Raw genomic sequence first — 22,447 nt, 5'->3', positions numbered from 1 at the left:
GGTCGGGGCGTACGGCAACTACCGCCCGCGAAAAGTGACTTGGGAGCGGCGCGGCTACCCGGCCGGGGGCGGTACCGGGGTGGCCTGGTGGTAGTACATCCGCCAGCCGGACCGCTCGTCCCGCCGGCGCCACAGCGAACTGCGGCGCGCGTGACGCCCGTCGAGCACGGTCTCGTACGTCAGATGCACCAGACCCGGAGCCAGCAGGGCCCCGTTCATCTCCGAGGGCTCGTAACGGGGACCCTCGTCCGTGCTGCCCGCCATGTCCGGCAGTGCGGCCAGGATGTCCTGCAGGGTCCATCGCCTGCCCGAGGCACCGACCTCGACGAAGTCCGGGTCGAGCCACTGCCGGGTCAGGTCCCGCGAGGAGCGCACCCGGGGGTCCATGAGCGCGAGCTCACCCTCGATCGCCGCGCTCACCTGCTCCGATTCCGATGCGGAGGTCGGTTCCGATGCCATGTTCATGGGGGCATCTTCGCGCAGGCCGCGATCCCGCGGCCGAGACGGCCTCAGGTCCAGGCGCGGTACGGCTCGTCGATCAGCTGGAAGACCGGCTCGCCCCGGACCGGGTCCTTGGTCGTGGACAACCGCACCCGGTCCCCGCTGTGGATGCCGACGGGCGGGCCCATGACCCGGCCCCGTACGACGAACCCCTCGGCCATCTCGATCAGCGACACGTTGCGCGCCGCGGGCGTGTTGCGGTGCACCACGGTGGAGTGGCGCACCGTCCCGGCGCCCTCGCTGCGCTCCGTGCGCAGTTCGCTGCCCTGGCACACCGGACACAGCAGGCGGTGGTACATCGCGGTGCCGCACCAGGTGCAGCGCTGGAAGACGATGGCGTCCTTGGAGTCCGCGACGGCGGGGTCGAGGACACCCGCCCCCGCGGAGCCTGCCGCCGGATGCGAGGCGCTCGCTGAGTGGTGGTACACGCTGGTCAACTCCCTGCCCTCGACCGGAATCCGCGCGCCCGGAGTGAACCGCGCGTGTGTGCCCGGTTGCCGTGCCACCGTGCACGCCGACAGAGTATGGCACTCAGTGTCACTCGTAAAGGCACTCCGTACCCCAAATCTGCGGAGGCTTTGTGAGCGAGAGGTACCAGGTCGTGCGGGTCAGGCGCGGCCGACGGCCGACTCGAACTCCTGCACCACCCGCCACAGCGGTGCGTTCCGGCGCGTGACGAGGACGACCACGTCGTCGGGGTGATCGATGCCGAGGTGTGCTGCTTCCGGGGGCGTGCCTTCGGGGTGCGTGATCTCGGAGCGTGTGGTGTCGAGGTGCTCGCCGGCCGGGGTGGGGCGTGGATGTGCCGAGGGGGCGAAGGCGGCCTGGACGTATCCCAGGGCATGGTCCACCGCCGTGCCCGCGTCGCCCTTGCCGTCCGAACGCAGCCAGGAGCGCAGGGCGTTGTTGTGCGCGGCGACGACGCCGGCGGCGATCACGTCGGCGTGCAGTGTCCCGTCGTGCTGCCCGGCGAACCGCCCGCGCAGATACTCGGCGAGCGCGCGCTCGTAGCGCCAGACCACGGACAGCTCGTAGGCGCGCAGTCCCGGCACCTTCTTGGTGAGCCGGTAGCGCTGTACGGAGAAGGTCGGGTTCTCCGCGTACATCCGCAGCACCAACCGGGCCGCGTCGCACACCCGCCGGACCGGCTCGTCCGCCTCGTCGCTCGCGGCGAGGAACGCGGTCATGTCGGCCAGGCAGCGCTCGTGGTCGGGGAAGACCACGTCCTCCTTCGAGGGGAAGTAACGGAAGAACGAGCGGCGGCCGACCCCGGCCAGCGCCACGATGTCGTCCACGGTGGTCTGCTCGTACCCGCGTTCCAGGAACAGCTGGAAGGCCGCCGCGACCAGGGCGTCCCGCATCGGCGGCTTCGCGGTCGGCGCCGCGCTGCTGGAGCTCATGAACGGGAACGTAGCACCCGGCCCGGTTTCATGACACTCAGTGCAGCAGAAGGGGCGCGACAGGGGAACTGAGTGCTCTGTGGTCGAGTCTCCGAACACCGGAGCGATCGAATTGATTGGAAACGATCGATACGATTGTGGGCGTAGAGTAAGCGACTCGGGATCACTGTTCCAGGGGGAGCCCCATGCGACTGCACGTCGACCAGCGCCACGAGCGGGTGCTCGAACTCGTCCGGGAGCGGGGCAGCCTCCGCGTCGCCGAACTGGCGGCCGAACTCGGCGTCTCGGCGGTCACGTTGCGGCGCGACGTGGAGACGTTGGCGGCCCAGGGCCGGGTGCAGCGGCTGCACGGGGCGGTGGTCTGGCCGGGCGACACCGCCGCCACCCCCGAGCCGCGGCCCGAGCCCGCCGAAGGCGCCGTGATCGGAATGATCGTGCCGACCACGAACTACATCTTCGCCGACATCGTGCGCGGTGCCCGCGAGGCCGTCGGCGCCCAGGGTGGACGGCTGGTCCTCGGTGTCTCCGGCTATGTCGACACCGAGGACTCCGTGCAGGCGGAACACCTGGTCGCGGGCGGTGCACAGGGGCTGCTGGTGGCGCCCAGCTGGTTCGGCGGCGTCCCCGAGGACGGGCAGGAGAAGTGGCTCATGGAGTGCGAGGTGCCCACCGTTCTGGTGGAGCGCTCCGCGCTGCCCGGCAACCCCGCGGCCGACCTCGACCGGGTCCGCACCGACCGGGCCCACGGCGCCGCCCTGGCCGTCGGACACTTCGCCGCCCTCGGCCATCGCCGGATCGCCGCCGTCCTCCAGGAGGGGCCGCACGCCGTCCAGATCGGCGCCGGCTTCCAGGCGGCCGTACGCTCGCGCGGCATCGACGTCGACGAAGGCGCCCCGAGCGTGCGGGAACACGGTGACTACGACGCCTCCGTCGACTATCTCGTCAAGGCGGTCCGTGAACGCGGCGTCACCGCGGCGCTGGTGCACAGCGACGAGGACGCCATCGTGCTCGTGCCCCGGCTCCAGGCGCGTGGTGTGCGGGTGCCCGACGATCTCGCGCTCATCGCCTACGACGACGAGGTCGCGGGCCTCGCCGACGTGCCCCTCACCGCCGTCGCCCCGCCCAAGCACGCGGTGGGCGATCTCGCCGCGAAGCTTCTGCTGCGCCGCCTCGCCGAGCAGGCGGCGGGGGAGCGGCCCAGCCCCCGGCAGCACCTCGACCTGCTTCCGGAGCTGCGGATCCGCTCGTCGTGCGGGGGCACCTCGTCTGCCCGAAGCGGTTCATGACACCTCATTTCACCTCATGACGCCTGCTGACGCCGTCGAGCGGTGCGTGTGAGCGAAGCGATCGAATGGCGATCGTTTTGATTGTCTTGTGCGAACGCTCTTGACGTTGATCGGCTGTGCACAAAAGATGTCCTGCGACCGCCTCTTCCCGTACGAGGTCTCGTAGGAGCCGTGCCATGACGCGTACGTCACGATCGTTCCGTATCGCCGCAACCGCCGCCGTCGCCGCCCTGGGCCTGCTCGCCACCGCCTGTGGCGGCAGCGGCGGTTCGACCGGATCCGCGTCCGACGGCAAGCCGGTGACCATCGACTACTGGACCTGGACGCTCGGTGCCAAGTCGACCGTCGACGCGTTCAACAGGACGCACAAGGACATCAAGGTCCGGTTCACCGAGATCCCGAGCAGCACCGAGGGATACAGCAAGCTGGCCAACGCCGTGAAGGCGGGCAACGCGCCCGACGTCGCCACGATCGAGTACCAGATGGTCCCCGAGTTCGCGAGCCAGGGCAATCTGATCGATCTGACCGAGTACGCCGGTGAAACGGTCAGGACGAAGTTCCCGAAGCCCGTGCAGTCGCTGGTCACCTTCGGCGGCCGTACCTGGACCGTCCCCTACGACGTGGCACCGCAGCTGCTCTACTACCGCACCGACCTGTTCAAGAAGTACGGCATCGCAGTCCCCAAGACCTGGGACGAGTTCAGGGCGGCCGCCGAGAAGGTCAGGAAGCAGGACAAGAACGTCCGCCTGGCCTCCTTCCCGAAGAACGACCCCGCCCTGCTGGCCGCGCTCGCCTGGCAGGCCGGCGGGAAGTGGTTCGGCACTCGGGGCGACGCCTGGAAGACGGGCGTGAACGACGCCCCCACGAAGAAGGTCGCCGCCTACTGGGACGGTCTGGTCAAGGACAGCCTCGTGCAGACCTTCACCGGCTACAGCCCCGAGGAGACCAGGGCCCGCGCCCAGGGCAGGACCCTCTCCTTCCTCGGCGCCTCCTGGTCCGCCGGCGGAATGAAGACCGCCCTGCCCGACCTCAAGGGCAAGTGGGCCGCCGCCCCCATGCCCAACTGGGGCACCCCGGCCGTCGGCAACTACGGCGGCACCTCCTACGGCGTCCTCAAGGGCAGCGAGCACGCCGAAGCCGCCGCCGAGTTCATCACCTGGCTCACCACGGACAAGGCCGGAGTCGAGGCCCGGCTCGCCGACCTCGCCTCGCCCAGCAGCGCGCTGCCCGCCAACGCGGACATGCGCAAGGTCGCCGCTGCCAGGTTCGACACGTCCTACTTCGACGGCCAGGACCTCTACACCCTCGCCTCCCAGCAGGCGGAGACCATCGTCCCCGGCTGGACCTGGGGCCCCGACCAGCTGGACGTCTACACCGCCATCCAGGACACCACCGCCAAGTCCGGCTTCACCGCGGGCGTCGAGGCGGGCGAGCAGAAGGCCGAGTCCGGCATAGCGGACCGCGGCCTCAAGCTCGCCGAGTAGCCCCTCAAGGGGAGGGGCCACGGGTGCGGCGCGCCACCACAGCGCGCCGCACCCGCAGCGGACCCGCAGCGGACCCGGCGCCGGCGGAGTGGCCGCCCGGTGACGTCGGTGTCTGCGTCGGCGTCGGCCAGGCATGTGCCACGCAGAGCAGCTCCGCCCCCCGTCCCGCCCCGTATCTCCCGCCACCCCGACCCCGAAGGAGCCGCCATGGCAGCACCCTTGGTCCGAAGCGCCGGTCCGCCGGACGCCCGTCGTGGACCGGACGGACCCGGCGGAGCCGCGCAGCCGAGGCGCGGCCAGCGTCGGGCCGCCGCCCTGCTGATCACCCCGTTCTTCGTCCTGTTCGGTGCGGTCATGGTCGCGCCCATCGGCTACGCGCTGTGGATGAGCCTGTTCCAGGAACGCTCCTCCGGGCTCGGCTTCGGCGGCACCCGGCGCGTCTTCGCCGGACTCGCCAACTACACCGCCGCCCTCTCCGACCCCGGATTCCGCTCCTCCTTCGCGCACATCGCGCTCTACTGCGCCCTGTACATCCCGGTGATGATCGGCGGCTCTCTCGCGCTCGCGCTGCTCGTGGACTCCGCCGTCGCCCGCGCGAAGCGGTTCTTCCAGCTCGCGCTCTTCCTGCCCCACGCGATCCCCGGGCTGATCGCCTCGATCATCTGGATCTACCTCTACACGCCCGGCCTGAGCCCCGTGCTCGACTGGATCGGAGCAGCCGGCGGCAGTTGGGACTTCTACGCGAACGATCACGTGCTGCTCTCGATGGTCAACCTGTCCGCCTGGCAGTGGACCGGCTACAACGTGGTCATCTTCTACGCCGCCCTGCAGGCCGTACCGCGCGAGGTGATCGAAGCGGCCGTCATGGACGGAGCCGGCCCCGTGCGCACCGCCCTGCGGATCAAGGTCCCGATGATCGCCTCCGCGATCGTCATGACCGTCCTGTTCACCTGTGTCGGCGCGATCCAGATCTTCACCGAGCCGAAGGTGCTCAACCAGCGCGGAGCACCCTCGATCGACACCGAGTGGTCGCCGACCCTGTACATCTGGAAGGCGGGATTCGTGCAGCACGACTACGGCCTGGCCGCGGCCGCCTCCCTGTTGCTCGCCGCCCTCGGCGTCACCCTCTCCTTCGTCGTCACCCGGATCGGCAACCGCTGGAAGGCGGCGGTATGAGCACCCTCACGCACTCCACCCCCGCACCCGCCCGACCGGAAACGGACACCCGCCCGCGGGCTACCGGCCGCCGCCGCACCCCCGCGAACGTCCTGCTCTCCAAGGCTCTCGTCAACGGCCTGCTGATCCTCGCCGCCTGCTACACCCTGATGCCGGTCAGCTGGCTGCTCATCGCCGCCACCAAGAACCACCGCGACCTCTTCGCCACCTCCGGCTTCACCCTCGGCGACTTCGACCTCCTCGCCAACCTGCGGCACGTGTTCACCGTCGACGACGGCATCTATCTGCGCTGGTTCGGCAACAGCGTCCTGTACTCCGTCGTGGGCTCCGCCGCCTCCACCCTGATCTGCGTGGCCACGGGCTACGCATTCGACAAGTACGACTTCAAGGGCAAGGAGAAGCTGTTCGGGCTGGTCCTCGGCGGCGTCCTCGTCCCCAGCACCGTCATCCAGCTGCCCATGTACCTGCTCGCCAGCAGGGCCGGCATCGTCAACACCTACTGGGCGGTGCTGCTGCCCGCGCTGGTCAACCCCTTCGGCGTCTACCTGGCCCGCGTCTTCTCGGAGGGATACGTGCCCGGAGAGGTCCTGGAAGCCGCCCGCGTCGACGGCGCCGGCGAGCTGCGCACGTTCGCCCGTATCGCGCTGCCCATGCTCGCCCCCGGCTTCATGACGATCTTCCTCTTCTCCTTCACGGCCAGCTGGAACAACTTCTTCGGCGCGCTCGTCATGCTCAACGACGACCACCTCTACCCGGTCAACCTGGGTCTGTTCATGTGGAACAGCGTCACCCAGCAGCAACCCGAGTACTACGCGCTCGTGATCACCGGCTCCCTGGTCGCCGTGCTCCCGCTGATCGCCGCCTTCGTCTGCCTGCAGCGCTTCTGGCGCTCCGGCCTGACCGCCGGCGCGGTGAAGTGACGGTGACCGTGCCCCAGACCCGCCGCCCGCGCACCGTCCTGGCCATGGGCGCCGACATCCACCGCTCCCTGCTCACCGACGGCACCCTCGACCGCCTCCACACGGTCGCCAGGGTCGACACGACCACGACGATCACCACGATCACCGACGCGAGCCCGGCCGACGCCCACCACCTCGCCCACGCCGAGATCCTCTTCACCCACTGGGGCGCGCCGGCACTCACCGAGGACGCGCTGCACCGTGTGCCCCGCCTGCGGGCCGTCGTCCACGCCGCCGGCTCCGTCAAGCACCACGTCACCGACGCCGTCTGGAAGCGCGGCATCACGGTGTCCTCGGCGGCCGCCGCCAATGCCCTCCCGGTCGCCGAATTCACCCTCGGCGCCATCCTGTTCGCGAACAAGCGGGTCCTGGACATCGCCCGTCGCTATGCCCACAACCGCGAACAGCCCGATCTGCTCACGGACTTCAGCGGCTACGGCAACTACCACCGCACCGTGGGCGTCGTCGGCGCCTCCCGCATCGGCCGCCGGGTCATCGAGCTGCTGCGCCCGCTCGACCTGCACGTCCTCCTGCACGACCCCTATCTCGACCCGGCCGGAGCCCGGGCCCTCGGCGCGGAACCGGTCGGTCTCGACGAGCTCGCCCGGCGCAGCGACGTGGTCACCATCCACGCCCCTCAACTCCCCGAGACCCGGCACATGTTCGACGCCCGCAGGCTCGCCCTGCTGCGTGACGGCGCCACACTGGTCAACACCGCGCGCGGTTCCCTCGTCGACACCGAGGCCCTCACCCGCCACCTCGTCCCCGGCCGCATCCACGCCGTCCTCGACGTCACCGAACCGGACGTACCGCCGGCCGACTCTCCCCTGTACACCCTGCCGAACGTGCTGCTGACCCCGCACATCGCCGGCTCCCTCGGCAACGAGCTGGGCCGCATGGCCGACTGGGCCACCGACGAGGTGGCGCGTTACGCCCAGGGCCTTCCGTTCGCTTATGGAGTAGGACCGGACGAGCTGTCCCGGTCCGCCTGATCGACCGTAAGGAGCGCCATGCCCGTCGCCGCACGCCGCGTCCTCGTCGTCGGCATCGACGGCGTACGTCTCGACGTACTGCACCGCCAGCCCACCCCGCACCTCGACGCCCTCGGCGCCGAGGGATTCCTGACGCCCGTCGAGGTCGCGGACGACACGCCCACCATGTCCGGACCCTGCTGGGCGACGATCGTCACCGGAGTGGGCCCGGCCAAACACGGGGTGTGGAGCAACGACCTCAGCGGCCACCGCCTCGACGCCTTCCCCGACTTCGCCACCCGCCTCGACCACCACGACGGCCGGCGCACCTTCGTCGCCGCGGGCTGGCGGCCCCTGCTGCAGCCGCGCGACGGCGGGCCCCTGTTCCGGGCGGCGTCCCGGACGGCGTTCATCGCCCCGGAGGCCGACACCCCCGAGGCCTGGGAGGAGTGCGACGAGCGGATCACCGATGCCGCCGCGCACATCCTCGCCGAGGAGGACGTCGAGGCGTCCTTCGTCCATCTCGGCGCGCCCGACGAGACCGCGCACGTCCTCGGCTGCGGGGCGGCCTACGAGGCGTCGGTCCGCCGCGCCGACGCCCGCCTGGGCAGGCTGCTCGCGGCCGTCCGTGCCCGCCGCACGTACGCCGCGGAGGAGTGGACGTACCTGGTGGTCACCGACCACGGTCACGTCGACGCGGGCGGCCACGGGGGCCGCTCCGCCGAGGAACGCACGGCCTGGCTGGCGGCGGCGGGCCCCGGTATCGGCCAGGCACCCCCGCGGGTGCGGCACGCCGACGTCGCCGCACAGGTCTTCGCCGCCGTGGGCCGGCACCCCGACCGGCACTGGACCCTGGACGGCCACCCCTTCGCGGCCGAGCCGCACGCCGTACTCCTCGACATGGACGGCACGCTCGTCGACACCGAGTCGCTGTGGCTGCGCACGGTCCGGGAGCGGGTGCCGGAGATCGGCGTCGAGGACCTCTTCGACTCCCTCGGCCGCTCCGCCGCGGACACCGCCCGGCACCTGCACCGCCTGACCGGCGCCGACCCGCGGGAACTCGCGGAGCACCTCGACGCACGGTTCCTGGAGACGGTCCAGAAGGAGGCCACCCCGCTCCCGGGTGCCCTCGAACTCCTCGACACGATCGCGGAGTTGGACCTTCCCATGGCGCTGGTCTCGGCGTCCGCGCGGCCCGTCGTGGACGCCGCGCTCAAGGTGCTGGGCGCGGACAGGTTCCGTACGACCCTCGCCGAGGGGGAGACGCCCCGCACCAAACCGGCTGCCGACCCCTATCTGGCGGCCGCCCGGGCCCTCGGCGTGGACCCCGCCGCCTGTCTCGCGGTCGAGGACTCGCCCACCGGGGTGACGGCGGCCGAGGCGGCCGGCTGCAGGGTGCTCGCCGTCCCGTCGTACACGCCGATCAGGAAAGCGCCCCGGCGCACGGTGCGCCGGGGCCTTGCGGGGATCGACCGGGAGGAGCTGTGGGCGGCGGGGCTGTGAGGCCGCCCGCCCTCAGGCGAGGGTGACCTCCACCGGAAGCTTCTTGATGCCGTTGACGAAGTTCGAGCGCACCCGCGGGACGTCACCGGTCAGGCGGATGTCCGCGAGGCGCGGGATCAGTTCCTCGAACATGATCCGGATCTCGGTGCGGGCGAGCAGGTTGCCGAGGCAGAGGTGCGGGCTGCCCTTGCCGAAGGTGACGTGGTCGTTGTCCTGCCGGGCCACGTCGAAGTCGTACGGGTTGCCGAAGACCTCCTCGTCGCGGTTGCCGGAGGCGTACCACATGACGACCTTGTCGCCCTCCCTGATCCGCTTGCCGCCCAGCTCGACGTCCCGGGTCGCGGTACGGCGGAAGTGGTAGACGGGGGAGGCCCAGCGCAGGAACTCCTCGACGGCCGTGGGGATCAGGGAGGGATCGTCCCGGAGGCGGGCGAGCTGCTCGGGGTGCTGGAGGAGGGCCAGCATGGAGTGGGTGATGGTGTGCCGGGTCGTCTCGTTGCCGGCCACCACCAGGAGCAGGAAGTAGTTGTCGAAGTCCTGTGCGGAGAGCGGGACGCCGTCGCGCGGGGTGGTGTTGACCAGCTTGGACACCAGGTCGGTGCCGTCCTTGCCGTGCCGCTGCCGGGCCAGCTCCCGCCCGTACTCGAAGACTTCGAGCGAGGCGGGGGAACGGAACGGCAGGTCGCGGTACTTCTCGCTCTCCTCGCTGTGCAGCAGGACGTCCGCGTAGTCGGGGTCGGTGTTGCCGATGATGCGGTTGCCCCAGTCGATGAGCTGCTGGTTGTCCTCCGGCGGCACGTCCAGCAGGCGGGCCAGCACGTTGATCGGGAAGTCGGCGGAGACATCCGCGACGAAGTCGAAGCTGCCCTTGGCGAGCGCCGTGTCCAGGGTCTTCGCCGTCAGGCCGCGCAGGAAGTCGGAGTAGCTGTTGATCACGCTCGCGCCGAACTGCCGCTGGATCAGGCTGCGCAGCGCGCGGTGGCGGACGCCGTCCAGCTCCAGGATGGAGGCCCGCTTCTTGATCTGGTCGTCGTCCAGCTCCTCCAGGTTGACGAACCGGGTCGAGGTGAATGTCTCCGCGTCCCGGTCGACCCGGGCGATGTCGGCGTGCCGGGTGACCGCCCAGAAACCGGAGTTGGGTGCCTCCTCCGGCTGCCAGTGCACCGGGTCCGCGTGGCGCAGCGTGTGGAACATCCGCCACGGGGTGATGCCGTCGGTGAAGTTGTCGAGATCGGCGAGGTCGACGTCCGCCAGGGGCATCGGCTCGCTCGCGGCGGCGGTCGGGGTCTCGGTGGTCATCGGTGGCTCCTCGGTGTCACAGGTGGTAGGCGTACTCGGTGAACTCCCAGTCGGTGACGAACCGTTGGAAGCGCTCGACCTCGTTGCGCTTGTAGGAGAGGAAGGACGTGGTGAAGTCCTTGCCGAGGATCTCCGCCAGGGCGGTGTCCGCCTCCAGCGCGTCCAGGGCATCGGACAGGGTCGTCGGTAGCGGTGCCGACCTGGCGGCGTCGTAGCCGTAGCCCTCCAGTGGGGCGGGTGGCTCCTCGCCGGCCAGGACGCCCAGCAGGGCGGCGGCGATCGTGCCGGCGATTGCGAGGTACGGGTTGGCGCTCGCGTCGCCCAGCCGCAGCTCCAGGCGGGCGCCGCTGCCGCGCTCCGGCGGGACGCGGACCATGGCGCTGCGGTTGTCCAGCCCCCAGTCGATCAGCCAGGGGGCGAGGGTGTCCGGGCCGAAGCGCTTGTACGAGTTCACCGTCGGGTTGAGCAGCGCGGCGAGCGCCGGGGCATGGGTGAGGACACCGGCCACGGCCTGCCGGGCCGTGGCGGACAGGCCGTACGGCCCCGAGGGGTCGTCGAAGGCGTTGCGGCCGTCGGCGTCGTCGCAGGACAGGTGCAGATGGAAGCCGGAACCCCCGGAGTCGTCGAACGGCTTGGCCATGAAGGTGGCCAGCCTGCCCTCCCGACGGGCCAGCTCCTTGATCGCGGCCTTGAAGCGGAAGGAGCGGTCGGCTGCCGACAGAGCGTGCGAATGGATCAGGTTGATCTCGAACTGACCGCCGTCGAACTCGTGGTTTCCGCTGATCACCCCGATGTTCAGATCGCGCACCTGGCGCAGGGTGCGCAGCAGGTGGTTGTCGGGGTCGGCGCGCAGGCCGGCGGTGTAGACGACACCGGGGTCGCGGGCGTAGCGGCGCCAGCCTCCGGCGGGGTCCGCTTCGCACAGGTAGTACTCCAGCTCCGGTCCGACGACCGGGCGCAGCCCGTGCGCCCGGCACCGCTCCAGGACCGTGCGCAGCAGGTCGCGGGGTGATTCGGGCGCCGCGGACCCGGTGGCCGGGTCGACGATCTCCGCGAGACAGGTCGCGACGCCGGGCTCCCACGGCAGCGCGGTCAGCGTGTCGAGGTCCGGTCGTACGGCGATGTCGGGGAGCCCCGCGTCCAGGCCGCCGCTCACCGGCACCACGTCGCCCTGCGGGCTGGTGTGGTAGACGGCCCGGCAGAAGGCGAGCCCGTGCTCCACGGCCCGGGGCAGCTCCTCCAGCAGGACGTCGCGCGCCCGCTCGGTGCCGATCAGATCGGGATAGGTCACCCGGACGACGTCGATGCCGTCGGCGGCGAGCCGGTCCATGTGGCGGCGGACTTCCTGGATGTCATGAGCGCTCACCGTTGTCTCCTGGGGCGGACGTCGGGCACCTCCGGGACGTGCTGTCCGGGAGGCGGGTGGCGTGGCAGAGAACGCCGGGATGCGGCGGGGGAGGGGCCCGTGCGGGGCGGCTCCCGGGCAGCTCCGGGCATGCTGTTTGAAGCCAAACGGTAGGCAGCGTCATGCCGGACCGCAAGGTTTCCGCGGCAAGAATTTATCCATCCGGATAGGTATTGACCAGGGCGTGGCGCCTGCCTACCTTGTTTGAAGCCAAACGAGTTCGGGGTGCGGTCATCGCACCCCGTTGGCCGGGGCCCTTCCTGAGCCGGAGGGGCCCCACTTCTCCCCCTTCACTCCGCTTCGACGCCCTCACCCTCAGGAGGACCGGCCATGAAGGTCGTCGTCGACATGAACAAGTGCCAGGACCACGGCCAGTGCGTCTTCGCGGCACCCGACGTCTTCCAGCTCGACACCGACGGGCGCCTCGCCTACGTCAGTGACCCCGACGACGCCCTGCGCGACGAGGTCGAGGAAGCAGCCGACGTCTGCCCGCTCCAGGCCATCCGGATCGAGGACTGACCCATGAGCGGTCGCATCCTCGTCGCCGGCGCCTCCATGGCCGGCCTGCGCGCCGCCGAACAACTGCGTGCGGCCGGCTGGACCGGGGCGATCACCCTGGTCGGGGACGAGCCCCACATGCCCTACAACCGCCCCCCGCTCTCCAAGGAGGTCCTCGCGGGTAAGGCGCCCTTCGAGTCGCTGGCCTTCCGCCCCCGGGCGAGCGTCGCCGACGTCGAGTGGCTCCTCGGCCGCCGGGCCGTCGCGGCCCGGCTCGACGAGCGGACCGTGGAGCTCGACGGCGGCGAGGTGCTCCCGTACGACGCACTGGTCGTCGCCACCGGCATGCGGCCCCGCCGACTGCGCTGTCCCGGCCCGCGCACCGGCCGCCACACGGTCCGCACCCTCGCCGACGCCCGGGGCCTGCGCGAGGCAATGACCCGGCCCGGCGCCCGGGTGGTCGTGGTCGGCGCCGGGTTCATCGGCTGCGAGGTCGCCGCCACCGCCGTCGGACTCGGCGTCGCCGAGGTGACCGTCGTCGACCCGCTGCCCCTGCCCATGGTCGGCCCGCTCGGCGAGCTGCTCGCCCGGTCGCTGCTGCAACGGCACGAGGCGCGGGGCGTACGGTTCCGGCTCGGTACCGGTGTCCAGGGCTTCGAGGGCGATCGAACGGTCACCGGCGTGGTGCTGGACGACGGCTCGGTCGTACCGGCGGACGTGGTGGTCGAATCGGTCGGTTCGATCGCCAACACCGAGTGGCTGGACGGGAACGGCCTCGACCTGACCGACGGCGTCCTCACGGACGAGCTGTTGCGGGTCGGCGGACGCCCGGAGGTCGTGGCCGTCGGAGACGTCGCCCGCTTCCCCAACGCCCGCTACGACGGCGTGCCCCGCCGGGTCGAGCACTGGTCCATTCCCACGGACACCGCGAAGCAGGCCGCGAAGGCCCTCGTCGCCCGTCTCGTCGGCGGTGAGCCGGAGCCGGCGCCGTTCGCACCGCTGCCCACCTTCTGGAGCGACCAGCACGACTTCCGGCTGCAGTCCTTCGGTGCACCCGCGCTCGGCCTCGCCGACGTCCGGGTCCTCGACGGCGACACCGACGGCGACCTCCTCGCCGGCTATCACCGTGACGACCGGCTGGTCGGCGTCGTCGCGCTCGGCGGCCCCGGCGTCGCGTCCGCCGCCGCCCGCTACCGCGCCGAACTGCTGAAGCAGCCCGCCCTCACCGCGTAAGGAGCCTCAAGTGACCAGTGTCCGCGGTTACTTCCACCCCAAGACCGCGACGGGTGCCTCGTCGCTGATCCCCTCGCCGCCCTGGCGCTACTCCGGCGACCTGCTCACCGTCGAATACCGCACGGATCCCGCACGGGTACGTGAACTGCTCCCCGAACCGCTGGAGTTGGCCGACGAGGACCCGGGTGCCGTCGCCCTGATCTGGGCCGACTGGCAGTCCTGCTCCCGGTCGGGCTCGGAGCTGCTCGATCCGGTGCTGTCGCAGTACAAGGAGGCCTTCGCGGTCGTCCGGTGCAAGTACCGGGGGCAGACGTACTCGCGGTGCGTGTACATCTGGGTGGACAAGGACTTCGCGATCGCGCGGGGGCTGCACCAGGGGTATCCGAAGAAACTCGGGTCCATTCACCAGACGCGGCCGCATCCGTACGGGCCCGCTCCCCGTATCGAGGCGGGGGCGCGGTTCGGGGCGACGCTTGCTGCCGCTGATCGGCGGTTGGCTCAGGTCGTGGTGACTTTGCGGGAGCCGTCGGAGACCAACGGGTTCGTCAACGGGCACCCCATGGCCCATCATCGCTGGCTGCCCTCGATCGAGAAGGGAAAGGGGCTTGCGCTGGATGAGTTGATCGAGTCGGGGGCGGCTTCCTTCGAGGGTGGGCAACCGTGGGTCGGCGATGCGGAGTTGGAGTTGTTCGAGGCGCCGACGGAGGAGCTGGCCCGGCTGGAGATTCGGGAGCCGATCGCTGCGTACTACCGGCAGGTCGGGGTGGTTTGGGACGGCGGGCGGCTGCTGGAAGCCGGTACGTCGGGGGCGTCTGCCGAGTAGGGCCGGTGGTCGACTGCGGGTCCGTTGTGGTTTCTCGCGCAGTTCCCCGCGCCCCTAGGTAAGTCACCTGTCCCCTCGTCCCATAAGGAGCCCTCTCATGACTGACAAGATCACCGTCGCCGGAGTCGCCGTAGACACCCGGCACTGGATCGGCGGCCAACGCATCGCCTCCAGCGACACCTTCACCAACCATTCGCCCATCGACGGAACCGCCCTCGGCGAGATCGCCCGCGGCGGCCCCGCCGAAGCAGCCGCCGCCGTCGCCGCCGCCAAGGCCGCGTTCCCCGGCTGGGCCGCCACTCCCCGTGCCGAGCGCGCCCGTATCCTCCACGCCATCGCCGACGGCGTCGAGAAGCGGATCGAAGAGCTGGCCGTCGTCGAGACCACCGACAACGGCGCCCTGCTCCGCTCCCACCGCCGGGGCGTCATGCCCCGCGTAGCCCACAACTTCCGGTTCTTCGCCGACTGGCTGCTCCAGCTCGACCACGAGGACTTCGAGACGCGGGGGCACGGCAACCACGTCAGCTGGGACCCGGCCGGCCCCTGTGTGCTGATCACGCCGTGGAACGCCCCGCTGATGCTGGCCACCTGGAAGGTCGCCCCGGCTCTCGCTGCGGGCAACACCGTGGTGCTCAAGCCCGCCGAGTGGTCTCCGTTGACCGCCTCGCTGCTGGCCGACATCGCCGCCGAGGCGGGGCTGCCGGCCGGGGTGCTGAACGTCGTGCAGGGGTACGGTGCCGAGATCGGTGACGCGCTCACCTCGCACCCGGACGTGCGCCGGATCAGCTTCACCGGTTCCGTGCCGACCGCTCGCCGTATCGCAGCCTCGGCCGCCGCCAACCTCACCCCGCTCAGCCTCGAACTCGGCGGCAAGTCGCCGCTGTTGGTGTTCGCGGACGCCGATCTCGACCTCGCCGTCGACCTCGCGGTGGAGCAGTACGGCAACGCCGGCCAGGTGTGCCTCGCCGCCACGCGGATCCTGGTCGAGGAGTCGGTCGCCGAGGAGTTCACCCGGCGCTTCGTGGAGAAGGCCGGACGGCTCACGCAGGGGGATCCGCGCGACGAGGACACCGACATCGGGCCCAACATCCACCCCCGCCAGCTGGAGAAGATCGACGGGTTCGTGCGGCGGGCGATCGAGGCGGGGGCCCGTGCCGTCATCGGCGGGCACCCGGAGGACGGCCAGTACTACGCGCCGACGCTCCTCACCGACGTCGCCCAGGATTCGGAGATCGTGCAGGAGGAGGTCTTCGGGCCCGTCCTGACTCTGCAGACCTTCGCCACCGAGGAGGAGGCCGTCCGGCTCGCCGACGACACCCGCTTCGGGCTCGCCGCCACCGTCGCCACCGGCGATCGTGCGCGCTCCGAGCGCGTGACGGCGCAGCTCGTCGCCGGCACCGTCTGGGTCAACTGCTTCTTCGTACGCGACCTGCAGGCACCCTTCGGCGGCTCCCGCCTCTCCGGTGTCGGACGCGAGGGCGGGACCTGGAGCTTCGACTTCTACTGCGACCTGAAGAACACCGTCACCGCCCCGAAGGGATGGAACGACCATGGGTGAGATCGTCGGGGCGGGACTGCTCGCCCACGTCCCCACCATCGTGCTGCCGGAGGCCGACCGGCTGGAGTTGAACGAGGGCAAGGAGATCACCCTCGTCACCGGTCTGCGGCAGCTCCGCAAGGACGTCTTCGAGCGGGACGACTACGACACCGTCGTGGTCCTCGACTCGCACTGGGCGACCACCGTCGAGTTCGTCGTCACCGCACAGCGGCGCCGGGCCGGCCTCTTCACCTCCGAGGAGCTGCCGCGCGGCATGTGCCGGATGCCGTACGACTTTCCCGGCGATCCCGAACTCGCCCACAACGTGGCGCGGTTCGCCGACGAGCACGGCACGTGGATCACTCCGATCGAGGACGACCACCTGCCGATCTACTACGCCACCATCAACCTCTGGAAGTTCCTGGGCGAGGGCCTGCCGGACAAGCGGTGGGTGACCATCGGCGTCTGCCAGACCGGTGACATGGAGGACCACCTGCGGCTCGGGCGTGCCCTCGCCGACGGTATCGCCGCCACCCCGGGGCGCCGGGTGCTGCTCATCGCCTCCGGCGCCCTCTCGCACACCTTCTGGCCGCTGCGCGAGCTGCGCGACCACGAGTCCAGCGACCCGGTGCACATCCGTACGCCGGAGGCCCGGGAGGCGGACCACGAACGCATCGCCTGGTTCAAGGAGGGCCGCCACGACAAGGTCCTCGACACCATGGACGAGTTCTGGAGGTTCAAGCCCGAGGCGAAGTTCTTCCACTACCTGATGATGGCCGGCGCCCTCGGCGAGCAGGCCTGTGTCGCCAGAGCCCGCCAGTACGGCGAGTACGAGAACTCCATCGGCACCGGCCAGGTGCACCTCTGGTTCGACCGCCCGGCCGCCGGTTGGACCGGCACCGGCCGGCCCGCCGCACCGTCCCCGCGCACCCCGCACAGCCGCGTCTAGGAGAACCGTCATGCCCGAATACCGCCGCATCCTCCTCGACGGCGCCGCCGTCCAGGTCACAGTGGACGGAGACGAACTCGTCGCCGGTGACGGCCGCCGCGTCAAGATCGAGGACGCCGCGCACCTGCCCCCGGTGGTTCCCTCCAAGGTCATCGCCGTCCACCTCAACCACCACAGCCGCGTGGAGGAGTTCCGCATCGAACTCCCGGACACGCCGACCTACTTCCACAAGCCGACCTCGTCCCTCAACTCCCACCGGGGCGCGATCGTCCGCCCCGAGGGCTGCAAGTGGCTGAACTACGAGGGCGAGGTGGCGATCGTGATCGGGAAGACGGCCCGTAACATCTCGCCCGCCGAGGCGGGGGAGTACATCGCGGGCTACACGGTCGCCAACGACTACGGCCTGCACGACTTCCGGGACACCGACGCGGGCTCCATGCTCCGGGTCAAGGGCTCCGACACCCTGTGCCCGCTGGGCCCGGGCCTGGTCACCGACTGGGACTTCCACGGCAAGCGGCTGCGGACCTATGTCAACGGCGAGGTCGTCCAGGACGGTTCGACCGACGAGATGAAGTGGGACATGCACTACCTCGTCGCCGACATCGCCCGCACGATCACCCTGTACCCCGGTGACGTGCTGTTGTCCGGCACCCCCGCCAACTCGCGGCCCGTGCGGCCCGGCGACGTCGTGGAGGTGGAGGTCGAGGGTCTCGGCCGGCTCACCAACCACGTCGTCACCGGGCCCACCCCGGTCCGGACCGACGTCGGCGCGCAGCCCACCGAGTCCGAGGAGGTGCTGTCCACCGCGCTGGGCGGCGACTGGGAGTTCCGCGGCATCCGGCCGCCGCGGCGGTGAACCGCGGACCCTGCGCGGCACGGGCGGCGGGTAGGGTCACCGCCATGACCGAATCCGCCGAGACCTCGCAGGAACGCCGCCCGCCCTCCCGCAAGCGGCTCGGTTACGGCGAGGGCCGGGAAGCGCTGCTCAGGGCCGCCGTGCGGGTCGTCGGGCGCCGGGGTCTGCGCCACCTGACCTACCGGGCGGTCGCCGAGGAGGCGGGCGTCACCCACGGGCTGGTCGTGCACCACTTCGGGTCCCGGGACGCGCTGATCGAGGAGTCCCTGGCCTACGCGATCCGCACCAGCCTCAGCAGCAGCCTCCTGGAACCCGGCACCGGCCGCCCCGAGGACTTCGTCGCCGGTCTCACGGACATGGTGGAGGAGGACGCGGACGGACAGGCGTACCAGTACGAGCTGCTGCTGGAGGCCCGCCGCCGCCCCGAGCTGCTGCCGCAGGTGCGTGAGCTGTACGCCGAGTACTTCGGTGCCTCGCAGCGCGAGCTGGACCGGATACTGCCGCCCGGGGCGAGCCCGGCCTTCAACCGGCTGGTCTTCGCCGCCCTGGACGGTCTCGTCCTGCACCAGCTGACCGGCATCGCCGACCGCGCGGACACCGAGGCCTCTCTCGCCGAGCTGCGGTCCCTCCTGTGCGACCTGGGTGAACGGCCCCCGGACGGCGACTGAGCGTGCCCGTTCGGGAACCCCCCGTCGCTGTTGCGGCGGGGGGTTTCTCATGCGATCCCACAGGCGGTTTCCGGACAGTAAATTCCCACCCGCACCCCTTGCCAGATGGATAGTTCCGGCCCACCATGAGGCAACTCGTTTGGCTCAAAACAAAACCTCCCTCCCCTCCTCAGCAGGTGATCCGAGTGGACAGTCAGACGGTCGACGCAGCGCCCCGGGCCGGAGAGGCCCCGCAGCCCGCAGGAACCCTCAAGCGCAACGCCCTGGGAGTCCTGGGCATCCTCTTCTTCGTCCTCTCCGCCCAGGCGCCGCTCACCGGCATCGCCGGCGCCGTTCCGATCGCCGTCGCCGTCGGCAACGGACCCGGGGCCCCGGCCGCCTACGCCGTCGCCGGCGCGGTGATCCTGCTGTTCTCGGTGGGATTCGTGGCCATGGGCCGGCACGTGGTGAACGCGGGCGCCTTCTACACGTACATCGGCAAGGGCCTCGGCCGGACCACCGGCAGCGGCAGCGCCGCCGTGGCACTCTTCGCCTACTGCACGGTCCAGGCCGCGATGTACGGCCTGTACGGCTTCACGGTCGCCGGCCTGGTCGAGCACTACGCCGGCGTGCACCTCGCCTGGTGGGTGTGGGCCCTGGTCACCATGGCCGTCGTCCAGGCGCTCGGCGCCGCCGGCATCGAGATCGGCGCCAAGGTGCTCGCCGTCTTCGTGCTGGCCGAGTTCAGCATCCTGCTCGCCTTCGCCCTCGTCACCCTCTTCAAGGGCGGTGGCCCCGAGGGCCTCGGTGTCGCCGACACCTTCTCCCCGAGCGCCGTCCTGCAGGGCGCCCCGGGCGTGGCCCTGATGTTCGCCGTCGCGTCCATGTTCGGCTTCGAGGCCACCGCGATCTATGGCGAGGAGGCCCGTCAGCCGCACCGGACGGTGCCCCGGGCGACCTATCTGTCGGTCGCCGTGGTGACCGGCTTCTTCGCCTTCACCTCGTGGATGCTCGTCTCCTCGTACGGCGCGACGAAGGTCACCGGGGCGGCGGGCAAGGCCCTGGCGGGCGGCGACGCCACCGTGTTCGTCTTCGCACCCATCGCGCAGCTCTTCGGCGGCTGGGCGGGCGACGTGCTGCCCGTCCTGCTGGGCACCTCCCTGTTCGCCGGCATCCTCGCCTTCCACAACTCCGCCAACCGCTACCTGTTCTCCCTCAGCCGCGAGGGCCTGCTGCCCCGCGGGCTGCGCTCGCTCAACAAGCGGCATTCGCCGTGGGCGGCGGGCATCGTGCAGACGGCCGTCGCGGTGCTGCTGGTGATCCCGTTCGCTCTCGCGGGCAAGGACCCGGTCCTCACCCTCTTCTCCTGGCTCAGCGGCGTCGGCGTCCTCGCCTGCATGCTCCTGTACTTCCTGACCTCGCTCTCCGTGATCGTCTTCTTCCGCCGCGAGCGCCTCGACACCCGGCGCTGGAACACCCTGATCGCCCCGGCCCTCGGCGCCCTCGGCATCGCCGCAGTGATCTGGGTGGTCCTCGCCAACTTCACGACCCTCATCGGCGGCGATGCCACCACCGCCGGCTGGCTCGTCGCAGCCGTCCCCGCGGTACTGCTCCTGGGCGCCGGGGCCGCGCGCGTGGTCCGCTCCCGGACCGCCGAGGCCCGCTGACGCACCCCGCCGGGCCCGGCTCCGCCAGGGGCCGGGCCCCCTATCCTGGACAGGAACACCATGCTGGACGTCACCCATGACGAACTGCTGCGCCGGGCCAAGACCCTCGACCTGCCCGCGCTGCACCACATCGACGGGGCCGACGAACCCGGATCGGGGACGACCTTCACCGTCGTATCGCCCCGCGACGGACAGACCCTCGCCGAGGTCGCCGACGCGCGGCGGGCCGAGGTCGACCACGCCGTCGCCGCCGCCCGCCGCGCCTTCGACTCCGGCCCCTGGCCGCGCCTGGCACCCGTCGAACGCGGCCGCGTGCTGCTCCGCATCGCCGAACTCCTCGAAGAACAAAGGGAGGTGCTCGCCCTCACCGTCACCCTGGAGATGGGCAAGCCGATCACCGACGCGTACGCCGTCGAACTGCGCGCCGCGATCAACACCTTCCGCTGGTACGGTCAGCTGGCCGACAAGCTCACCGACGAATCCCCGCACACCGCCCCCGACGCCCTCGCCCTCGTCACCCGCGAGCCGGCCGGCGTGGTCGGCGCGGTCGTCCCCTGGAACTTCCCCCTCACGTTGGCGAGTTGGAAGGTGGCCCCGGCACTCGCGGCCGGCTGCACGGTCGTCCTGAAGCCGTCCGAGTCCTCCCCGCTCTCGGCGCTGCTGCTGGGCCGGATCGGCACGGAGGCCGGACTGCCCCCGGGCGTGCTCAACGTCGTCACCGGCGACGGCCCCACCGCGGGCCGCGCGATCGGCCTGCACCCGGACGTCGACGTCCTCGCCTTCACCGGTTCCACCGCCGTCGGCCGCCACTTCCTGCGCTACTCCGCCGACTCCAACCTCAAGCGGGTCTGGCTCGAACTCGGCGGCAAGTCACCCAACATCGTCCTGCCCGACGCACCCGACCTCGACCGCGCGGCCGCCACCGCGGCCTGGGGCATCTTCTTCAACCAGGGCGAGATGTGCACCGCGCCCTCCCGGCTCCTCGTGCACTCCTCGATCGCCGAGCGCGTCACCGAGGCCGTCGTACGAAGGGCCCGGGAACTCCGCGTCGGCGACCCGCTCGACCCGGCCACCGAGATGGGCGCCCTCGTCGGCGAGGCCCACCTGGACCGAGTCCTGGACCACGTCGCCACCGCCGGCGCCGAGGGCGCCCGCCTGCGCACCGGCGGCGCCCGCACGCTCGCCGAGACCGGCGGCAGCTACCTCAGCCCCACCGTCTTCGACCGCGTCGGCCCCGGGATGCGGCTGGCCCGCGAGGAGATCTTCGGCCCCGTGCTCTCCGTCCTCACCTTCGACGACCTCGACGAGGCGGTACGGCTCGCCAACGCCACCGAGTACGGCCTCGCCGCCGGCCTGTGGACGTCCGACCTGTCCACCGCCCACCGGGTCTCCCGCGGGCTGAAGGCCGGCACGGTGTGGGTCAACTGCTACGAGGAGGGCGACCTGACCGTCCCCTTCGGCGGCATGAAGCAGTCCGGCAACGGCCGTGACAAGTCCGCGCACGCCCTGGAGAAGTACACCGAGCTCAAGACGACCTGGATCCAGCTGTGACCCACCGCCCACTGATCGCCGTACCCGCCCGCTTCTCCGCCACCACCTCCGCCCTGCGGTACGCCGCCGAGGTCAACGCCCGCGCCCTGATCGAGGCCGTGTGGCGGGCCGGTGGAGAACCCGCGAGCATCCACCCCGCCGAGAGCGACGTCGCCGCCCGGCTCGCCCGCTTCGACGGCGTCCTGCTGCCCGGTGGCGGCGACCTCGCCCCGCACCGCTACGGCGCCGCCACCACCCACGACAGCGTCTACGACGTGGACGAACTCCAGGACGCCTTCGACCTCCAGGTCGCCCGGCACGCCCTCGGCGCGGGCCTGCCCCTGCTGGCCGTCTGCCGGGGACTGCAGATCGTCAACGTGGCGCTCGGCGGCAGCCTGGAACAGGACATGGGCGGTCCGGGACACGAACACCGGCACCTCGTGCACCCGGTACGGATCCGGCGTGGCACCCTGCTCGAGCGAGCCACCGGCGCCGAGAAGGCGGACGCCTCCTGCTACCACCACCAGCGAGTGGACCGCCCGGGCCAGGGCCTGGCCGTCACGGCCACCGCCGCCGACGGCACCGTCGAGGGACTCGAACTCCCGGGTGCCCGAGGCTGGTTCACCGCCGTGCAGTGGCATCCCGAGGACACGGCACACGAAGACCCCGCTCAGCAGGGCCTGTTCGATGCCCTGGTGAGCGCCGCCCGGACCCGCCTCTGAC

At 71.2% G+C, this 22,447-nt stretch carries 21 protein-coding genes; 16 read left to right on the top strand and 5 right to left on the bottom strand.

What is annotated here, in order from left to right; genetic code table 11:
* Nucleotides 1-54: 54 nt before the first annotated feature.
* From ACIF83_RS20655 to ACIF83_RS20645, 3 genes are all read right to left on the bottom strand, one after another.
* Nucleotides 55-465, bottom strand: a complete 411-nt coding sequence (locus tag ACIF83_RS20655; protein ID WP_393477959.1) for a DUF4440 domain-containing protein — start codon at nt 463-465, stop codon at nt 55-57.
* 44 nt (nt 466-509) lie between these two features.
* On the bottom strand, nt 510-929 hold the full coding sequence (locus ACIF83_RS20650; protein WP_393477962.1) for a Zn-ribbon domain-containing OB-fold protein: 420 nt from the start codon (nt 927-929) through the stop codon (nt 510-512).
* Between the two features lie 180 nt (nt 930-1,109).
* Nucleotides 1,110-1,901, bottom strand: a complete 792-nt coding sequence (locus tag ACIF83_RS20645) for a TetR family transcriptional regulator (RefSeq protein WP_393477965.1) — start codon at nt 1,899-1,901, stop codon at nt 1,110-1,112.
* A 185-nt stretch (nt 1,902-2,086) separates the two neighbouring features.
* Here ACIF83_RS20645 and ACIF83_RS20640 point away from each other — a divergent pair, with 185 nt between their 5' ends.
* The 6 genes from ACIF83_RS20640 to ACIF83_RS20615 all read left to right on the top strand — a co-directional run bounded on the left by ACIF83_RS20640 (nt 2,087) and on the right by ACIF83_RS20615 (nt 9,280).
* The gene (locus ACIF83_RS20640; RefSeq protein ID WP_393477968.1) at nt 2,087-3,187 is read left to right on the top strand and encodes a substrate-binding domain-containing protein; all 1,101 of its coding nucleotides are present in this window, start codon (nt 2,087-2,089) and stop codon (nt 3,185-3,187) included.
* A gap of 176 nt (nt 3,188-3,363) precedes the next feature.
* On the top strand, nt 3,364-4,671 hold the full coding sequence (locus ACIF83_RS20635) for an ABC transporter substrate-binding protein (protein ID WP_393477970.1): 1,308 nt from the start codon (nt 3,364-3,366) through the stop codon (nt 4,669-4,671).
* A gap of 207 nt (nt 4,672-4,878) precedes the next feature.
* Nucleotides 4,879-5,847: a carbohydrate ABC transporter permease gene (locus ACIF83_RS20630; protein WP_393477973.1), complete on the top strand. Its 969-nt coding sequence runs from the start codon at nt 4,879-4,881 to the stop codon at nt 5,845-5,847.
* Nucleotides 5,844-6,767: a carbohydrate ABC transporter permease gene (locus ACIF83_RS20625; protein WP_399728746.1), complete on the top strand. Its 924-nt coding sequence runs from the start codon at nt 5,844-5,846 to the stop codon at nt 6,765-6,767. Before ACIF83_RS20630 ends, ACIF83_RS20625 begins: the two co-directional genes overlap by 4 nt.
* A 44-nt stretch (nt 6,768-6,811) precedes the next feature.
* A complete protein-coding gene (locus ACIF83_RS20620) occupies nt 6,812-7,798 on the top strand; it encodes a hydroxyacid dehydrogenase (RefSeq protein ID WP_393478272.1) in 987 nt (328 codons plus the stop codon).
* A gap of 18 nt (nt 7,799-7,816) precedes the next feature.
* Entirely contained in the window at nt 7,817-9,280 is a 1,464-nt protein-coding gene (locus tag ACIF83_RS20615) for an HAD-IA family hydrolase (RefSeq protein ID WP_399728743.1), read from the top strand.
* Nucleotides 9,281-9,292: 12 nt separating this feature from the next.
* Here the strand turns inward: ACIF83_RS20615 and ACIF83_RS20610 are convergent, their stop codons facing one another.
* Both ACIF83_RS20610 and ACIF83_RS20605 read right to left on the bottom strand, forming a co-directional pair.
* Nucleotides 9,293-10,579, bottom strand: a complete 1,287-nt coding sequence (locus tag ACIF83_RS20610; protein WP_393477980.1) for a cytochrome P450 — start codon at nt 10,577-10,579, stop codon at nt 9,293-9,295.
* Between the two features lie 16 nt (nt 10,580-10,595).
* Nucleotides 10,596-11,945 (bottom strand): glutamine synthetase family protein, encoded by a 1,350-nt coding sequence (locus ACIF83_RS20605; protein ID WP_399728739.1) that lies wholly within the window; start codon nt 11,943-11,945, stop codon nt 10,596-10,598.
* Nucleotides 11,946-12,314: 369 nt separating this feature from the next.
* Here ACIF83_RS20605 and ACIF83_RS20600 point away from each other — a divergent pair, with 369 nt between their 5' ends.
* The 10 genes from ACIF83_RS20600 to ACIF83_RS20555 all read left to right on the top strand — a co-directional run bounded on the left by ACIF83_RS20600 (nt 12,315) and on the right by ACIF83_RS20555 (nt 22,446).
* Nucleotides 12,315-12,503: a ferredoxin gene (locus ACIF83_RS20600; RefSeq protein ID WP_386577475.1), complete on the top strand. Its 189-nt coding sequence runs from the start codon at nt 12,315-12,317 to the stop codon at nt 12,501-12,503.
* Nucleotides 12,504-12,506: 3 nt separating this feature from the next.
* Complete coding sequence (locus tag ACIF83_RS20595; RefSeq protein WP_399728736.1) at nt 12,507-13,715, top strand: NAD(P)/FAD-dependent oxidoreductase; 1,209 nt, start codon at nt 12,507-12,509, stop codon at nt 13,713-13,715.
* A 10-nt stretch (nt 13,716-13,725) separates the two neighbouring features.
* On the top strand, nt 13,726-14,538 hold the full coding sequence (locus tag ACIF83_RS20590; protein ID WP_399728733.1) for an acetoacetate decarboxylase family protein: 813 nt from the start codon (nt 13,726-13,728) through the stop codon (nt 14,536-14,538).
* 97 nt (nt 14,539-14,635) lie between these two features.
* A complete protein-coding gene (locus tag ACIF83_RS20585) occupies nt 14,636-16,096 on the top strand; it encodes an aldehyde dehydrogenase (RefSeq protein WP_399728731.1) in 1,461 nt (486 codons plus the stop codon).
* Nucleotides 16,089-17,024, top strand: a complete 936-nt coding sequence (locus tag ACIF83_RS20580) for a 3,4-dihydroxyphenylacetate 2,3-dioxygenase (RefSeq protein ID WP_393477994.1) — start codon at nt 16,089-16,091, stop codon at nt 17,022-17,024. The genes ACIF83_RS20585 and ACIF83_RS20580 overlap by 8 nt, the downstream gene beginning before the upstream one ends.
* A 10-nt stretch (nt 17,025-17,034) precedes the next feature.
* Nucleotides 17,035-17,880: a fumarylacetoacetate hydrolase family protein gene (locus tag ACIF83_RS20575; RefSeq protein WP_393477997.1), complete on the top strand. Its 846-nt coding sequence runs from the start codon at nt 17,035-17,037 to the stop codon at nt 17,878-17,880.
* 44 nt (nt 17,881-17,924) lie between these two features.
* Nucleotides 17,925-18,548, top strand: a complete 624-nt coding sequence (locus ACIF83_RS20570; protein WP_393477999.1) for a TetR/AcrR family transcriptional regulator — start codon at nt 17,925-17,927, stop codon at nt 18,546-18,548.
* A 185-nt stretch (nt 18,549-18,733) separates the two neighbouring features.
* Complete coding sequence (locus ACIF83_RS20565; protein WP_393478002.1) at nt 18,734-20,194, top strand: APC family permease; 1,461 nt, start codon at nt 18,734-18,736, stop codon at nt 20,192-20,194.
* A 60-nt stretch (nt 20,195-20,254) separates the two neighbouring features.
* Entirely contained in the window at nt 20,255-21,745 is a 1,491-nt protein-coding gene (locus ACIF83_RS20560) for an aldehyde dehydrogenase (RefSeq protein ID WP_399728725.1), read from the top strand.
* On the top strand, nt 21,742-22,446 hold the full coding sequence (locus ACIF83_RS20555) for a gamma-glutamyl-gamma-aminobutyrate hydrolase family protein (RefSeq protein ID WP_399728722.1): 705 nt from the start codon (nt 21,742-21,744) through the stop codon (nt 22,444-22,446). The genes ACIF83_RS20560 and ACIF83_RS20555 overlap by 4 nt, the downstream gene beginning before the upstream one ends.
* Nucleotide 22,447 lies beyond the last annotated feature (1 nt).

Origin of the sequence: Streptomyces sp. NPDC085866 (assembly GCF_044541035.1) — a bacterium.
In the GTDB taxonomy this organism is placed as follows: Bacteria; Actinomycetota; Actinomycetes; order Streptomycetales; family Streptomycetaceae; genus Streptomyces.
The sequence above is the reverse complement of the archived record's forward strand: the minus strand, read 5'-3'. Positions and strand labels throughout refer to the sequence as shown.

Bases quoted from the DNA above. Each gene is read 5' to 3' on its own strand.
- ACIF83_RS20635 (WP_393477970.1), top strand. From the start codon at position 3,364: ATGACGCGTACGTCACGATCGTTCCGTATCGCCGCAACCGCCGCCGTC.
- ACIF83_RS20595 (WP_399728736.1), top strand. From the start codon at position 12,507: ATGAGCGGTCGCATCCTCGTCGCCGGCGCCTCCATGGCCGGCCTGCGC.
- ACIF83_RS20560 (WP_399728725.1), top strand. From the start codon at position 20,255: ATGCTGGACGTCACCCATGACGAACTGCTGCGCCGGGCCAAGACCCTC.
- ACIF83_RS20615 (WP_399728743.1), top strand. From the start codon at position 7,817: ATGCCCGTCGCCGCACGCCGCGTCCTCGTCGTCGGCATCGACGGCGTA.
- ACIF83_RS20645 (WP_393477965.1), bottom strand. From the start codon at position 1,901: ATGAGCTCCAGCAGCGCGGCGCCGACCGCGAAGCCGCCGATGCGGGAC.
- ACIF83_RS20580 (WP_393477994.1), top strand. From the start codon at position 16,089: ATGGGTGAGATCGTCGGGGCGGGACTGCTCGCCCACGTCCCCACCATC.
- ACIF83_RS20575 (WP_393477997.1), top strand. From the start codon at position 17,035: ATGCCCGAATACCGCCGCATCCTCCTCGACGGCGCCGCCGTCCAGGTC.
- ACIF83_RS20640 (WP_393477968.1), top strand. From the start codon at position 2,087: ATGCGACTGCACGTCGACCAGCGCCACGAGCGGGTGCTCGAACTCGTC.
- ACIF83_RS20585 (WP_399728731.1), top strand. From the start codon at position 14,636: ATGACTGACAAGATCACCGTCGCCGGAGTCGCCGTAGACACCCGGCAC.
- ACIF83_RS20600 (WP_386577475.1), top strand. From the start codon at position 12,315: ATGAAGGTCGTCGTCGACATGAACAAGTGCCAGGACCACGGCCAGTGC.
- ACIF83_RS20570 (WP_393477999.1), top strand. From the start codon at position 17,925: ATGACCGAATCCGCCGAGACCTCGCAGGAACGCCGCCCGCCCTCCCGC.
- ACIF83_RS20620 (WP_393478272.1), top strand. From the start codon at position 6,812: ATGGGCGCCGACATCCACCGCTCCCTGCTCACCGACGGCACCCTCGAC.
- ACIF83_RS20610 (WP_393477980.1), bottom strand. From the start codon at position 10,579: ATGACCACCGAGACCCCGACCGCCGCCGCGAGCGAGCCGATGCCCCTG.
- ACIF83_RS20630 (WP_393477973.1), top strand. From the start codon at position 4,879: ATGGCAGCACCCTTGGTCCGAAGCGCCGGTCCGCCGGACGCCCGTCGT.
- ACIF83_RS20625 (WP_399728746.1), top strand. From the start codon at position 5,844: ATGAGCACCCTCACGCACTCCACCCCCGCACCCGCCCGACCGGAAACG.
- ACIF83_RS20655 (WP_393477959.1), bottom strand. From the start codon at position 465: ATGAACATGGCATCGGAACCGACCTCCGCATCGGAATCGGAGCAGGTG.